This is a genomic window from Streptosporangium sp. NPDC087985 (assembly GCF_044741965.1).
Lineage (GTDB): Bacteria > Actinomycetota > Actinomycetes > Streptosporangiales > Streptosporangiaceae > Streptosporangium.
On sequence record NZ_JBIUTQ010000004.1, the window covers coordinates 310,322 to 324,793 of the forward strand.

13 protein-coding genes are annotated in these 14,472 nt (G+C 70.4%); 6 read left to right on the plus strand and 7 right to left on the minus strand.

Annotated elements, in window-relative coordinates; translation table 11 throughout:
• The first annotated feature begins 87 nt into the window (after positions 1-87).
• Positions 88-798 (plus strand): class I SAM-dependent methyltransferase, encoded by a 711-nt coding sequence (locus ACIN94_RS12540; RefSeq protein WP_400703790.1) that lies wholly within the window; start codon positions 88-90, stop codon positions 796-798.
• On the opposite strand, the gene ACIN94_RS12545 is transcribed toward ACIN94_RS12540, so the two are convergent.
• The gene (locus ACIN94_RS12545) at positions 799-1,818 is read right to left on the minus strand and encodes a LacI family DNA-binding transcriptional regulator (protein WP_400703793.1); all 1,020 of its coding nucleotides are present in this window, start codon (positions 1,816-1,818) and stop codon (positions 799-801) included.
• 278 nt (positions 1,819-2,096) lie between these two features.
• Here ACIN94_RS12545 and ACIN94_RS12550 point away from each other — a divergent pair, with 278 nt between their 5' ends.
• From ACIN94_RS12550 to manA, 3 genes are read left to right on the plus strand one after another with little or no spacing between them, the layout of a single operon-like run.
• Positions 2,097-4,475, plus strand: a complete 2,379-nt coding sequence (locus tag ACIN94_RS12550; protein WP_400703796.1) for a glycoside hydrolase family 2 protein — start codon at positions 2,097-2,099, stop codon at positions 4,473-4,475.
• Positions 4,472-5,437, plus strand: a complete 966-nt coding sequence (locus tag ACIN94_RS12555) for an ROK family protein (protein ID WP_400703799.1) — start codon at positions 4,472-4,474, stop codon at positions 5,435-5,437. Before ACIN94_RS12550 ends, ACIN94_RS12555 begins: the two co-directional genes overlap by 4 nt.
• Positions 5,438-5,466: 29 nt before the next feature.
• Entirely contained in the window at positions 5,467-6,630 is a 1,164-nt protein-coding gene (gene manA, locus ACIN94_RS12560; RefSeq protein ID WP_400703802.1) for a mannose-6-phosphate isomerase, class I, read from the plus strand.
• On the opposite strand, the gene ACIN94_RS12565 is transcribed toward manA, so the two are convergent.
• The 6 genes from ACIN94_RS12565 to ACIN94_RS12590 all read right to left on the minus strand — a co-directional run bounded on the left by ACIN94_RS12565 (position 6,614) and on the right by ACIN94_RS12590 (position 12,353).
• Entirely contained in the window at positions 6,614-7,759 is a 1,146-nt protein-coding gene (locus tag ACIN94_RS12565) for an acetyl-CoA C-acetyltransferase (protein WP_400703805.1), read from the minus strand. The genes manA and ACIN94_RS12565 overlap by 17 nt on opposite strands.
• Positions 7,760-7,905: 146 nt before the next feature.
• Positions 7,906-8,709, minus strand: a complete 804-nt coding sequence (locus ACIN94_RS12570) for a class F sortase (protein ID WP_400703808.1) — start codon at positions 8,707-8,709, stop codon at positions 7,906-7,908.
• A 93-nt stretch (positions 8,710-8,802) separates the two neighbouring features.
• Positions 8,803-9,696: a hypothetical protein gene (locus ACIN94_RS12575; RefSeq protein WP_400703811.1), complete on the minus strand. Its 894-nt coding sequence runs from the start codon at positions 9,694-9,696 to the stop codon at positions 8,803-8,805.
• A 139-nt stretch (positions 9,697-9,835) separates the two neighbouring features.
• On the minus strand, positions 9,836-10,096 hold the full coding sequence (locus ACIN94_RS12580) for a hypothetical protein (protein ID WP_400703814.1): 261 nt from the start codon (positions 10,094-10,096) through the stop codon (positions 9,836-9,838).
• A 96-nt stretch (positions 10,097-10,192) separates the two neighbouring features.
• A complete protein-coding gene (locus ACIN94_RS12585; protein ID WP_400703817.1) occupies positions 10,193-11,074 on the minus strand; it encodes an MFS transporter in 882 nt (293 codons plus the stop codon).
• Between the two features lie 244 nt (positions 11,075-11,318).
• On the minus strand, positions 11,319-12,353 hold the full coding sequence (locus ACIN94_RS12590) for a glycerophosphodiester phosphodiesterase family protein (RefSeq protein ID WP_400703820.1): 1,035 nt from the start codon (positions 12,351-12,353) through the stop codon (positions 11,319-11,321).
• Positions 12,354-13,118: 765 nt separating this feature from the next.
• On the opposite strand from ACIN94_RS12590, the gene ACIN94_RS12595 reads away from it, so the two are divergent.
• Together ACIN94_RS12595 and ACIN94_RS12600 are read left to right on the plus strand one after the other, a co-directional pair.
• Positions 13,119-13,427: a hypothetical protein gene (locus tag ACIN94_RS12595; RefSeq protein ID WP_400703823.1), complete on the plus strand. Its 309-nt coding sequence runs from the start codon at positions 13,119-13,121 to the stop codon at positions 13,425-13,427.
• A gap of 255 nt (positions 13,428-13,682) precedes the next feature.
• The gene (locus ACIN94_RS12600; RefSeq protein ID WP_400703826.1) at positions 13,683-13,952 is read left to right on the plus strand and encodes a DUF1876 domain-containing protein; all 270 of its coding nucleotides are present in this window, start codon (positions 13,683-13,685) and stop codon (positions 13,950-13,952) included.
• Positions 13,953-14,472 lie beyond the last annotated feature (520 nt).

The following is a 14,472-nucleotide window of genomic DNA, read 5'->3' on the forward strand; positions in this document are numbered from 1 at the left end:
TCTGCCTGTCCACAGCCGTGGCCCCGCGGCGTCACGGCTCTCTGTTAGCGATCTGGACGGAACCGCATGTCTGGGTATGACCGTGTAGTGCAACCGGCGGCCGGAGACGAGGCCCTGGAGAACCACCTGGGTGGGGACGAGGCCAAGAACTACCGGCAGTACGAGCTCGACATGGTGGCCCCGCACGTGGGTCGCTCGATGCTGGAGATCGGCTCCGGCCTGGGCCATTTCGCCGAGGCGTTCCTGCCTCGCCTGGACCGGCTGGTGGTCAGCGACTTCGACCCCTACTGCGTGGAGCGGCTCCGCGAGCGCTTCACCGGCCGCGACGAGATCGACGTGCTGCAGTTCGGCCTGCCGACCGACATCCCGATCGGTGAGAAGGTCGACACCGTCGTGATGATGAACGTCCTGGAGCACATCGAGGAGGACGTCGAGGCCCTGCGCTCCCTCGCCAAGGTCACCGTCCCCGGTGGGCGGATCGTCATCTGGGTCCCCGGCTACATGCAGCTCTACGGAGACTTCGACCGCAAGGTCGGCCACGTCACCCGCTACTCCCCCGCCACCCTGCGCAGTACGGTCTCCAAGGCGGGCCTGGACATCGACGTGCTCAAGCCGATCAACTTCCTCGGCGGCATCGCGTGGTGGGCCGCCGTCCGCCGCGGTGGCGTCGGCTACCCCGATCCCCGCCTGGTCAAGATCTACGACCGCACGGTGGTCCCCGCCACCCGCTTCATCGAGCGCTTCGTCCGCCCGCCCTTCGGCCAGACCGTCTTCTGCGTGGCCCGGGTCCCGCGGTAGTCACCTACGCCCGGGGGCGCTCGTGCTGCCCCGCGGGGTGAGCCTGGCCGCCTCGTCCTCGACAGCGGAGACGTGCTCGCCGGCGATCAGGGCGAGGAGGCTGCGGGCGGCATGGGCGCCGTAGGCGGAGATGTCGCGGCTGAGCGCGGTCAGGGGGGGCCGCACGACCTGGGAGAGCGGTGAGTCGTCCCAGGCCACGATGGACAGGTCCGCGGGCACGTCGAACCGCATCTCCTGGGCGACCGACAGTCCGGCCACGGCCATGATGTCGTTGTCGTAGACGATCGCGGTCGGCCGGTCGGGGGAGCTGAGCAGGCGCCGGGTGGCCCGGGCGCCCTCCTCACCGGTGTAGTCGGTGTGCACGATGGTGTGGCCGGGCAGCCGGAGCTCGTCGCACACGGCGGTGAAGGCCTGGTCCCGCAGCACGGTGTGGACCAGTCTGGGCAGCCCCGCGACCCGGGCGATACCGCGGTGGCCGAGCGCCGCGAGGTATTCGACCGTCTCGCGGACGGCCGCGGCGTCGTCGGACCAGACGGGGGTCAGCGAGCCGGACTCCGACGGGTGCCCGACGACGACCGCCGGCATGCCGAGCGCCTCGATCGCGGCCACCCGGGGGTCGGCGAAGCGCAGGTCGACCAGGATCGCACCGTCCACGCGGCCCTCGCCCCACCAGCGCCGGTAGACCTCAATCTCCTGGTCCTGGTCGGCGACCACCTGCAGCATCAGCGCGTAGGACCGGGCGGACAGCTCGCCCTCGATGCCACTGATCAGCTCCATGAAGAACGGTTCCATGCCCAGTATCCGCGCCGGGCGGCACACGGCCAGGCCGACGGTGTGCGCCTGTGCCCCGTTGAGCGCCCTGGCCGCGCTGTTGGGGCGCCAGCCGATCTCCTCCGCGATGACCTTGATGGCGGCACGCGTCGTCTCCGACACCCCGGGGCGGCCGTTCAGCGCGTAGGAGACCGCCACCTTCGAGACCCCCGCCCGGCGGGCGATGTCCGCGATCGTTGGTCGTTTCACGGAGCCCCCTGGCTGAACCGGTTACTTCTCGATCTCGCCTACGCACTTTACTACGCGCCCGCGCCGAGGCGCGTAACCGCAGCTCCCCTCCGACACGTGACAGGAGTGATCTCCACCGGGCCCGGTTAAGGAACGTTCTCGGCGGGACGGTGCCATTGACACCGTTGTCAACAGCACCGTACGGTCTGTTCACTTACTCGGTTAAGCAACCCCTCCCCACCCCTCGGACAGCAGGAGGACACCGTCCTCACACTTCACCAAGCACCAAGGAGAACCCCTTGAGCACCTACCGTCCGCTGCACGACGGCTGGACTCTCACCGCCGTCTCGGAGGACGTCGGGATCGCCGGCGTCGCCGCCACCGTCCCCGGCTGCGTGCACACCGACCTGCTGGCCGCCGGGCTCATCGACGATCCCTACCTGAAGGACAACGAGACCCGGCTCGGCTGGATCGGCCACACCCGCTGGGCCTACGAGACCGTCTTCACCTGGACGGCGGACGGGCACGACCGCACCGACCTGGTCTGCCAGGGTCTCGACACCGCCGCCACGGTCATCCTCAACGGCGTCCAGGTCGCGGTCACGGCCAACCAGCACCGCCGATACCGCTTCCCGGTCCGGCATCTGCTGCGCGAGGGCGACAACACCCTCACCGTGCTCTTCGACTCCCCCTACGCCTACGCCGAGGCGCGGCGGACCGCGCTGGGGGACCGCCCGGGGGCGTACGACGAGCCGTACCAGTTCATCCGGAAGATGGCCTGCAACTTCGGCTGGGACTGGGGGCCCACCCTGGTCACCTCCGGCATCTGGCGGCCGATCGGGCTGGAGAGCTGGAGTGGCGCGCGGCTGGCCGAGGTACGCCCCGTGGTGACCGTGGACGGGCAGGACGGCCGGGTGGAGGCGCACGTCCGGATCGAGCGCGCCACCGAGGAGCCGCTCACGCTGACCGCCGAGGTGGCGGGGCTCTCCACGGAGGTACGGCTCGCCGCCGGACAGCGGGAGGCCGTTCTCACCCTCGCCGTACCCGGACCGGAGCTGTGGTGGCCCCGCGGGTACGGCGGGCAGTCCCGTTACGACCTCACCGTCCGCCTGGGTGAGGAGGAGTGGCGCGGACGGATCGGCTTCCGCACGGTCGACCTGGACCGCGAGGCGTTCACGCTCGCCGTCAACGGGGTGCCGGTGTTCGTCCGCGGTGTCAACTGGATCCCCGACGACTGCTTCCCCGCCCGGGTCACCCGCGACCGCCTGGCCGGGCGTTTCACGCAGGCGACCGGGGCGAACGTCAACCTGCTGCGGGTCTGGGGCGGCGGCCTGTACGAGAGCGACGACTTCTACGACCTGGCCGACGAACTCGGCCTGCTGGTCTGGCAGGACTTCCCCTTCGCCTGCGCCGCCTACCCCGAGGAGGAGCCCTTCCGCTCGGAGGTCACGGCCGAGGCCCGCCAGAACGTGACCAGACTGGCCAGCCATCCCAGCCTGGTGCTGTGGTGCGGCAACAACGAGAACATCGAGGGCCACGCCGACTGGGGCTGGCAGGAGAGACTGGAGGGACGGAGCTGGGGCTCCGGCTTCTACTACGACCTGCTGCCCTCGATCATCGCCGAGCTCGACCCCACCCGCCCCTACGTGCCCGGCAGTCCCTACTCCGGAGCACCCGATCTGCGGCCCAACGACCCGGACGCCGGCACCGTCCACATCTGGGACGTCTGGAACCGCGAGGACTACAGCCGCTACGCCGCCTACACACCCAGGTTCGTCGCCGAGTTCGGATTCCAGGCCCCACCCGCGTACGCCACCCTGCGCCGCGCCATCGGCGGTGAGCCGGCGTCCGACTCCCCGCTCATGCTCCATCACCAGAAGGCGATCGACGGCAACGCCAAGCTGCTGCGCGGCCTCGGCGACCATCTGCCCCAGCCGGAGACCTTCGACGACTGGCACTACCTGACCCAGCTCAACCAGGCCCGGGCGATCGCCTTCGGCATCGAACGGTTCCGGGCGCTGGCGCCGCACTGCATGGGCACGATCGTCTGGCAGCTCAACGACTGCTGGCCGGTCATCTCCTGGGCGGCGGTCGACGGCGACGCCAGGCGTAAACCTCTGTGGTACGCCCTGCGCCGCGTCTACGCCGACCGGCTGCTCACCGTCCAGGACGGCGTGGTCGCGGTGGTCAACGACAGCGACGAGCCGTGGCGGGGCGAGCTGTCCCTGGTACGGCGCGGCCTCGACGGCGAGCCGCTGGCCAAGGAGATCGTCACGGTCGAGGCGGCGGGCCGTACGGTGACGCGGATCCCCCTTCCCACCGGCGTGGCGGCCCCCGCCGATCCCGCGGCCGAACTGCTGGCCGTCCAGCTGGGCGAGCGGCAGGTCATCTCCTTCTTCGAGGAGGACACCCGGGTCGCCTTCCCGGTGGCCGGTTACGACGCCCGTGCCGAACCCGCCCCGGGCGGCTACCGTGTCACCGTGACCGCCACAACCGTTGTGCGTGAACTCGCGCTCTTCCCCGACCGGCTCGACCCGGCCGCCTCCGTCGACGACATGCTCCTCACCCTCCTCCCCGGGCAGAGCGTCACGTTCCACATCGCCACAGACCGGGACCTCGACCCGGCCGCCCTGGTCAGCGCCCCGGTACTGCGGTGCGTCAACGAGGCGCGGCCGTGACCGTGCTGGCCGTGGACATCGGCGGCACCAAGTTCGCCGCCGCCGCCGTCGAGACCGACGGAACCGTACGGGCCCGCGCCGAGGTGGCGCTGCGCGGTCGCGGACCGGCAGAGGAGACCCTGCTGGAGGTGGTCGGCCGGATCACCGCCCAGGTGCCCGCCGGCCGTCTCCACGGCGTCGGGATAGGGTCGGCGGGGCCGCTGGACCCGCGCGCCGGGACGGTCAGCCCGGTCAACATCCCCGGCTGGCGGGACTTCCCGCTGGTCGACGCCCTTGAGCGGATGCTGCCCGGGCGGCCCGTACGGCTGGCCGGCGACGCCCAGTGCATGGCACTGGGCGAGTGGTGGCTCGGACTTCCGGAGGGAAGGCCGTCCAGGGCGATGCTGGGCATGGTCGTCTCCACCGGTGTGGGCGGCGGTCTCGTCCTCGACGGCATGCCGTATCTCGGCCCGACCGGCAACGCCGGGCACATCGGCCATATCGTCGTCGACACGGGCGGCGACCCGTGCCCCTGCGGCGCCGTCGGATGTGTCGAGACCGTGGCCAGCGGCCCGAACATGGTCCGCTGGGCCCGCGCGAACGGCTGGGCAGGCGACGACGCCAAGGCCCTGGCCACGGACGCCCGCTCCGGCGACCCCGTCGCGCGCCAGGCCTTCCAGCGCGCCGCCGGCACGCTGGCCGTCGCCATCCTCACCACGTCCGCGCTGTTCGACCTCGACCACGTCGTCATCGGAGGGGGCGTGGCCGCCGCGGGAGCGATCCTGTTCGACCCGCTCGGGGAGGCGATCGCCGGGAACGCCGGTCTCGCCTTCCTGCGGCGCCTGCGCGTGGCCCCCACCTCCCTCGGGCGCGACGCCGGCCTGCTCGGCGCCGCCGCCCTGGTCCTGCGCCAGGAGCCCGGAGTGGCCGAACCGTCCGTACCGGACCTCGAGGCACCGGGCCGTGTCCTCTCCCAGGGCTGAAGCCCGGGCCTCCAGCTGGAAGGATTCAGATGATCAAGGATGTGGGCGCCGTGCCGACAGTGACGGCATCCGGCCGGGCAACCCGTGTCCGGCTTCTGAGCAACCCCGTCAAGGACTACGCGTGGGGATCCCGTAGCGACCTCGCCGCCCTCACCGGCAGGCCCGTGCCCGCCCCGGGCCCCGAGGCCGAGATGTGGCTCGGCACCCATCCCGCCGGACCTTCGCTGCTCGCCGGGGACGGCCGCTCGCTGGCCGACGTCGTCGGCGCGGACCCGCTCGGACAGCTCGGCCCGGCGACCGTCGCCCGGCACGGCGAGCGCCTGCCGTACCTGATGAAGCTCATCGCCGTCGCTCAGCCGCTGTCCCTCCAGGTGCACCCGTCCGCCGAGCAGGCCGCCGAGGGCCACGCCAGGGGTGTCTACGTCGACCCCTGGCCCAAGCCCGAACTGGTGTGCGCGCTCACACCGTTCACCGCGCTGGCCGGCTTCCGCTCTGCCGGACAGGCCGCGATGCTCCTCGCCCGGCTGTGCGTTCCCGCGCTGGAGGACGTGGTGTCGCTACTGGAGGCGGGCTCCCCCGTGGCGGCCCTGCGCGCGCTTCTCGAAAGGCCCGAGATGGTCGAGCAGGTCGTCTGGGCCGCCTCAGCCGTGCACCACCCCGACTACGACCTGGTCGTGCGGCTGGCGCGACGCCATCCCGGCGATCCCGCCTGCCTGGCCCCGCTCCTGCTGCGGCGGCACGACCTGGCTCCGGGAGAGGCGCTCTTCCTGGGCGCGGGCGTGCTCCACTGCTACCTCGACGGGTTCGGCGTGGAGATCATGGGCAGCTCCGACAACGTCGTGCGGGCAGGCCTCACCGCCAAGCCGGTCGACGTGGAGGAGCTCCTGCGTGTCCTCGATCCGGGCGCGATCCCGCTGCCGGTCGAAGCGCGCGACGGCGTGTACGTCACGCCGTCGCCGGAGTTCCGGCTCCGCCGCGTGGCCGTGGACGGCGAGGTGCCGCTGGACGGCGGCCTGCCCCGCATCCTGCTCTGCGTCGAGGGCAGGGTGCGGGCGGACACCCTCGACCTGCGCGCCGGAGAATCGGCGTTCGTCCCGGCCACGCATCCGCCGGTGACACTCAGCGGATACGGCCTCGTGTTCTGCGCCGAACCGGGACCGGCCGACCAGCCGGGGGTCAGAGCCGCTCGATGACGGTGACGTTGGCCTGGCCGCCGCCCTCGCACATCGTCTGCAGGCCGTACCTGCCGCCGGTGCGCTCCAGCTCGTGAAGGAGCTTGGTCATCAGGATCGCGCCGGTCCCGCCCAGCGGGTGCCCCAGGGCGATCGCGCCGCCGTTCGGGTTGACCTTGGCCGGATCGGCGCCGATTTCCTTGATCCACGCCAGCGGGACCGGGGCGAACGCCTCGTTGATCTCGGTGACGTCGATGTCGTCGATGGACAGGCCGGCCTTCTTCAGCGCCTTCCGGGTCGCCGGGATCGGCGCGGTCAGCATGTAGACCGGGTCGTCTCCGGTGAGGGTCAGGGTGACGATGCGCGCCCGAGGCGTCAGGCCGTGGTCGCGGACCGCCTGCTCGGAGGCGATCAGGAGTGCCCCGGAGCCGTCGGAGATCTGTGAGGAGGTGGCCGCCGTGATCCGGCCGTCCTCCCGCAGCGTCTTCAGCGACGCCATCTTCTCGAGTGTGGTGTCCGGACGCGGGCCCTCGTCGTCCTCGACGCCGTTGATCGGGGCGATCTGGTCCTTGAAGTAGCCGTTCGCGATGGCCTTGGCCGCCCGCTGGTGGCTCTCGTAGGCGAACCGCTCCATCTCCTCACGCGAGAGGTCCCACTTCTCACACATCAGTTCCGCGCCGCGGAACTGGGAGATCTCCTGCCTGCCGTACCGCTCGACCCACATGTCACCGAACGGGAAGGGCATGCCCTTCTCCATGGCCGCGGTGATGGAGGAGCCCATCGGCACGATGTTCATGGACTCCACTCCGGCGGCCACCACCAGGTCCTGGGTGCCGGACAGCACCCCCTGGGCCGCGAAGTGGATGGACTGCTGGGAGGAGCCGCACTGCCGGTCGATGGTCACCCCGGCGACGCTCTCGGGCAGGCCAGCCGAGAGCCACGCGTTCCGTGCGATGTCCATGCTCTGCGGGCCGAACTGCATGACGCAGCCCATGATGACGTCCTCCACCGCGGCCGGGTCGACGCCCGTGCGGTCGATGAGCGCCTTGAGGGTGTGCGCGGCCAGATCGGTGGGGTGGACGGTGGACAGGCCGCCCTTCTTCTTACCGACCGGAGTGCGGACCGCCCCGACGATGTACGCCTCTGCCACAGTGCCTCCCGCTGATAAAACCGAGCATTGTTCGGTTATTGGCAGGTTACCGCAGAGCCTCCCCCCGTGTCGTGCTCAGGAGGGCCGGATCGGCCCCGGAACGTCGAGGGCCTTCAGAACCGCGGTCCCGGGGAGGGCGGCCGTGTTCATTCCCTTCGCGTGCCCGTCATCGTCGCGTAGGCGATGACGTTGTCGGTGTAGTGTCCGGTCACGCGGTTGTAGGTGCCACCGCAGGTGATCAGGTGGAGCTGGGGGTTGGGCGACTCGCCGTACACCCGCTGTGTCGGGAAAACCGCCTTCTCCGCCTGTTCGAGCCCGCCCACGGTGAACACCGCGATGACGCCGTCCTTGCGGTGCACCTCGATGAGGTCGCCGTTGCGGATCTCGTCGAGGCGGCTGAAGACCGCACTCCCCGACCGCGTGTCCTTGTGCCCCAGCATGATCGCCGGCCCGGCCTCTCCGGCCGTGGGCCCCGAGCGGTACCAGCCGACCAGGTTCGGGTTGCCGATCGGCGGCACCTCGATCGCCCCCTGCTTGTCGAGCCCCACCGACCTGATCGGCGCGTTGACGCCGAGCCTCGGGATGACCAGGCGCACCGGGGTCGAGGGCTGCATGGCGGGGGCCGGCGGGATGCTCGGCAGGGGCGGCGGCGCCGTCGGGGCCGCCTGGAAGTAGAGGTCCGCCGGTGCGGTGACGTTCGCCTGGCTGCGGGGCGGCAGCGTGGTGCGCTGGTCGGCCAGGTCGTACTCCCCGGGATTGGCCAGCATGATCAGCAGGCCCACCACCACGGTGATCACCCCGGCGGCCCCCGCCAGGATGAGGACCGACCGCATCATCCGGCCGTCGTCGACCCGCCCCTCTGGCCACTCCTCGTACGGCTGGCCGTACTGCTGGTATCCCGGGTGCTGCTGGTAGGGCGGACGGACCGGTGCCGGCCTGTACGGCGGCACGGGTCCGCGTGGACGCCCCTGCGGCCCCCCGTTCTGGACGGGAGGCCGCGGCGGCCGGCCCTCGGGCGTCGGGGTGGTCATCCGTCCGTCCGGTCAGCCTCTGGTCGCGGTACGGCGCCGCAACACCAGCCCGCCGGCAGTGGCGCCCGCCACCATCAGCAGGCCACTGAGCATGATCACCCGCGCGTCCGGCCCGGCGTCCCCGCCGCCGCCCGTGGAGGCGCCACCGCCGGGAGTCTCGTCGATCTGCCGGGTCTTGGTGGGCTTGGCCGTCTTGGTCTGGGTGATGGTGATCGTCGGCGCCGGAGTGGTGGCGGTCTCCGTCGGGGTCGGGGTCGGGGTCTCCGTCGGGGTGGGCGAGGCGGAGACACTGGAGGAGCCCGAGGGCTGCACGGTGACCAGCAGAGCGGCGGCCGAAGCCTGGGCCTGGTCGGCGGTGCAGTCGTACAGGCCGGTGCCGGTCCCCGTGCCGGCTGCCGGGACGTGGGCGAGAGTGAAGGCGTCGGGCCGGACCCCGAAGACTCCGGTCGCGGTCGGCATCACCGTGACCAGCACGGTGGGGAACACCGTCATCGGCCCGCCGGGGACCACCGCCCCGGAGGTGGCCGTGGCCGTGGCCGCCCGGGTCTCCATGGGGGACGCCAGCGGCGAGCCTGTGATCACCGCTTCCGCGTCGACGGAGAGCCGGTCGCCCGAGGTGATGGCCGAGGGAGCGGTCAGGGCCGGCACCGGCGTGCCGATCTTCCACGTCACCACGACGGTGGAGTTGGGCGTTGGCGCGACGGCGGGACCGACCAGCTCCATCTGGAATGTGTGGGAGGCGCCGGCCGGGGTGCCTGCGGTCGGGGTGCAGGTGTAGGCGACAGGTTTCGGGCCCGCCGCCATGGAGGCGATCGCCGGGACAGCGCCGAAGAAGATGCCCCCACATGCTGCTGCGATGGCGGCTGTCTTGACCGCGACGCGCCGACGCGTCTTGGACTTCAGCACGGTGTCTCTTCCTTCCGGAGCGGTTGAGCGCTTTGAGCGTTTAGCTACGATCCCAGCCGATGGTCACGGTTAGGCATAGATCCTATTAACGGAGACCGTGAAATGCGCGTAACTCGGCAAAACGGGCACAAATTTCCTTCTATCCCGCTGGCTGCCGACGTCGCTCACCACCGAGGCGTGACCGCCCGCCCGCGGTCAGGGCCAGCGCCACGAAAAGGTACGGCATGGCGAAAATCATGAAGATCACACCGTGCCCGGTCACCGTCGAGGCCGCCGCGTAGCCGGTGTAGACGACAATGCCCGCCACCTCGGTACCCAGCCCGGCCAGCGAGGTCACCGTGGCACGGGCTGGACCCGTGATGCGGTCCTGAAGCCGGGCGTCGGCCAGCACGGTCGCCATCTGGAAGAGGCAGAAGGCCACCGCGATCGCGACGAAGCCCGCCGCGACGCCGCTGATCGCTCCCGCGCCGAGCGCCAGCGCTCCGAGGGCGAGAACTCAGGCGAACGCCCGGTCGGTGAAGCTCCGCCCGGTCGCCGCGAGCAGGCCGCCGAGCGCGACCCCCACCGAGACGAGAAGCACCAGGATCGGCACGGCGTACTCGGCGACCCCTGTGTCGGCCGCGAGCAGGGCGACGTACTCCTCCAGCGAGCCCCAGATCGCCGACACCACGGCCACCAGCAGTAGCGCTCGTCGTACCGGCCGGCTGGAGCGCATCTCCCGCAGGCCGTCCCGCAGGATGCCGGCGTAGGTGTGCGGCGACGCTCCCTCCTGGCTCTCCTCACCCTGGCCGGCCACGCGGTGCTCGGGGAAGGTCGTCGCGATGACCACGCAGAGCACGCAGGCCAGGATGCTGGCCATGCCGAGCAGCGGGTATCCGCCCACGGCCAACACGGGAGCGGCCGCGGCCGTGGCCACCATGACGGCGACGGTGCCGACCGCGCGGGCACGGCCCATGATCGCGGCGTAGCGGCCGGTGGCGTCCAGCCGTTCGAGCTCGGTGTAGACCAGCGCCTCCAGGGCACCTGACTGCAGGGCCCCCGACGTACCCCAGAGGACGAAACCGGCGGCGAACGCCCAGTAGGAGGGAACGGCGATCCACAGGGCGTAACCCACGGCGGTCAGGAGCGGCGCCAGGGCGAGGAGCAGCCGCCGGGAGACGGCGTCGGCCCACACCCCGGAGGGGACCTCCATGACCACGGAGCTGAGCGACCAGATCACGAACAGCGAGGAGATCTCGGCGGTCGACAGGCCGGTCTCCGCGAACAGCAGCGTGTAGACCGGGTAGAGCAGGATGAGATCGTTCAGGAACATGTAGGCGTAGAGCATCGCGGTCAGGCGCTCCGCGCCTGCGCCGGGCGCACGCAGAAAAGAGATCATCTGAGGTCCTTGTCGCGGAGGAGACGGTCCGGGCTCGGGATGCTCGGCATCTCCGGCGGCCCGCGACAGCGTGTCCCGCGTCGGCCTCTGGTGATGGATCAATGTCGCCAGGTCATGACGCCGACACTACCTTCGGCCTCCCTTGCCCAGCCAGGCTTTTCCGTGCGACAGCCGGGACCTGGGCCGATCTCGCGCGTCCCGGCCGGCGATCATGCGGGTGTCTCGGCTGGCCGGTCCCCGGAGATCAGTGATCGTGGAAGAGGCGGTCCCGTGTGGCACACGCGCTACCGGGGTTGTCGGCGAGCACTCCGTCCACGTGGAGCCGGTACAGCCGGTCGAGCCAGCCCGCCACGTTCCCGGGGGCGCGGGAGTAGGCCCGGGCGGTGGGGTCGCCCTCTCTGTAGTCCACCGGAAGCTTGCCGTTCTCGTCACGGACCGTCGAGACGTGCACCTGGAGCCCCTGCCGATGGGCGTCCTCGACGAGCGATGTGGCGGGCTCCGACCTCCCGTCGGGCCCGATCGGCACGACCCTCGTGCTGGTCACGCCGATGCCGTCGGCGTACTCGGCGATCCCCCGCAGGCCGTCCGGGGTGAGAAGGTCGTCGCAGGTCCGCCGGTCGCCGTCCTTCACCATGTCGTACGGCAGGCCGCTCCCCGCTCCGATGAGCTGGATGAGCCGCAGCCGCGTGACGGACCGCAACTGCTTGAGGCTGCTGGTCTCGAAGGACTGGATGAACACCGGGGCGCACTCGTCGTCCCAGCCGTGTCGCCGGAGGGTCTCCAGCAGCGGCCCCTCGATCGGCAGCCCGATCGAGGCGAAGTAGCTCGGATACTTGATCTCGGGATAGACGCCCACGCCGTACTTCTGCGCGAGCTCGACGATCTCCTCCAGCGTCGGGATCCGCGCCCGCCCGTCATAGACCGTGTTGCCCGGCCGCCGCCGGGGGAAACGCTCCCGGGTGCGGAGGGTGCGCAGCTCGTCGAGCGTGAAATCCTCGGTGAACCAGCCGGTCACCCGGCGACCGTTGATGGTCTTGGTCGTCCTGCGACCGGCGAACTCCGGACGTTCCTCGACATCGGTGGTCGCCGAGAGCTCGTTCTCGTGCCGGGCGACCAGCACGTGATCCTTGGTGGAGACCAGGTCCGGCTCGATGTAGTCGGCGCCCATCTGGATGGCGACCTCGTAGGCGGGAAGCGTGTGCTCGGGCCGGAAGGCACTGGCTCCACGGTGCGCGATGACGAGCGGCCGGCGGACGCTGCCCTCATCCCCGGCGGCCACCGGATAGGCCAGCCGAGCCAGACTCGGAGGTTGGGCCGGATCCGGGGATCGGGCCGGACCCGGAGGTTGGGTCAGGCTCCCCGGAAGCGGGCTCGCCGGTTGGGCCAGGCTCGCCGGTTGAGTCGGGCATGGTGATCGAGCCGAAATCACCACTGGAACTGGACGCGCGGACTGAACCGGATCCACTGACTGGGCCGAACTTGCCGGGTGGAAGGTGGCGATCGTCGCCCCTCCCAGGAGTACGACGAGCACGCTGAACGATATTTTCCCAATCATTCGGACGCACCCCCGCTTTCCCACTCTGCGGGGGGCACACTGGCACAAACGCTTCTACCCGTAGCGGCCCGGGGTTTAACGCAGGCGTATCCGCATGCCAGACGCGCGATCCCCGCCATCCTGAGGAATGGTGAACTCATCACACAATCGCCCCATCAGCCACAGTCCGAAGTCCCAGCCGGCTGAAGCTCGCGCACTACCGGCACCGCTTACCGGGCACGTCAAGGCTGCGAGCGACCCCGCATGGATCGCCATGGCCGCGACGACCGATCATGCCAAGAATCATACTGGTGACTCCTATGCAATCACCAAGTGATTGCGAATCAATACCAATTAGTCCTGGTTCGGAATGTCCAACGGCGCAACCGGAGGCCGGAACGCCCCCTCCATAGACCGCCACATACACCACGCCAATGCCGGGCTGGTGACTCTTCGTGATCAGTCGATTACATTAACCTTGTTGTGTTCCGTATCCGAACGAGGACAATCATGTACACCTTCATCCGTAACGCCGGAACCGTCGTGGCGGGCGCCGTCCTGGCCGGTGCCGGCCTGCTCGTTGGGCTCCCCGCGGCCAGCGCCCACGCCGCCTCGCTGAAGGCCACCCCGGCGGTCGCCTGCGCGCAGACGGCCACCGCCGCTGACTGGATCTGCTTCCTGCGTTACTGCGACCCCTACTACTGCTACTACGACTGCTATCCCACCGCAGCCGCCCATGCCAGGGGCGAGCAAGCCGCCGAGACCATCCGCGTTCCCAAGCCCGCAGGCGAGCCTCCCGCCCAGATCAGCAAACCCTGATCGGCGAGACCGTGAGGCGGGTGCGAGCAACGGCGTCGCCCACCTGACCCAGGGAGCCCGATGGCTCCCTCCCGAGACCTGGAGAACACGGAACGGAAGATCCCGTCACCCGCTCCGCCTCGCCCCTGCCTCGATCGGGGTCGGCCGACGCCGGTTTTCGATGGTCCGCAAACGGCAAAGCCCTGTTCATGCAGGTCTGGTAGCTCTTCCGGCAATGCCGGTAGAGGAGGAGGCTTAAATGAGGAGGTGTTGGTAATGGAATCGAAGCAGTGGGACGTGCAGATATTCATCAGCGAAGACGACAACGATGACGTCACCACGGCCAAGGCGGTGCTGACGTCGCCTGACGGCAAAAGACGGGAGAGCGTCGCATACGCACGACGCAATCCGATTGACCAGCCTGTTCCGTCGATCGGCGACGAACTCGCGGCAGGACGCGCCCTGGCGGATCTGGCCGGCAGGCTGATGAGGGAAGGCGCCGAGGAGGTCGCCCAGATGGCCGGGCAGGCGCCCGGGGGATGGTGAGCTTCCACTCACCCCAGGGGCCCCCAACGATATTTGCTGGGGGCCCGCACCATATGTGAGCGTGGGTCGATGTCATCCCACCAGGTCAGACCTCCGGTTCTCCGCCCGACCAGGCCGGCCCCTTGCCGGACCGGAGGGGCCGTGAGTCGTTCTTCGTCCATGAGGCCGGGACCCCCCGCTCGCTGGGATTCCAGCCGCCGTTCCGCTTGAACTTCCGGTCTCGGTGCCGCCCGGCGCCGAACCCCTCAGGCCGCTCGGACATCCAGCCCCTCTGACGCCCGGCACCCGAACCCTCCGGCCCATCGGACGTCCAACCCTTCTGACGCCCGGCACCCGAACCCTCCGGCCCGTCTGACATCCGGCCCCGCTGCCGCCTGCCCGTCGAACCCTCAGGCCCACCGGACATCCCCCCCTTTTGCCGCCCGGCACCCGAACCCCCAGGCCCGTTGGACGTCCGGCCCTTGTACCACCTGCCCCCCGAGCCACCGGGCCCATCGGACATCCGACCCCTCTGACGCCC

Excerpts from the sequence above, each read along its gene's own strand:
- manA (WP_400703802.1), top strand. The coding sequence starts at position 5,467 with ATGATCAAGGATGTGGGCGCCGTGCCGACAGTGACGGCATCCGGCCGG.
- ACIN94_RS12600 (WP_400703826.1), top strand. The coding sequence starts at position 13,683 with ATGGAATCGAAGCAGTGGGACGTGCAGATATTCATCAGCGAAGACGAC.
- ACIN94_RS12580 (WP_400703814.1), bottom strand. The coding sequence starts at position 10,096 with ATGGCGACCGTGCTGGCCGACGCCCGGCTTCAGGACCGCATCACGGGT.
- ACIN94_RS12595 (WP_400703823.1), top strand. The coding sequence starts at position 13,119 with ATGTACACCTTCATCCGTAACGCCGGAACCGTCGTGGCGGGCGCCGTC.
- ACIN94_RS12585 (WP_400703817.1), bottom strand. The coding sequence starts at position 11,074 with ATGATCTCTTTTCTGCGTGCGCCCGGCGCAGGCGCGGAGCGCCTGACC.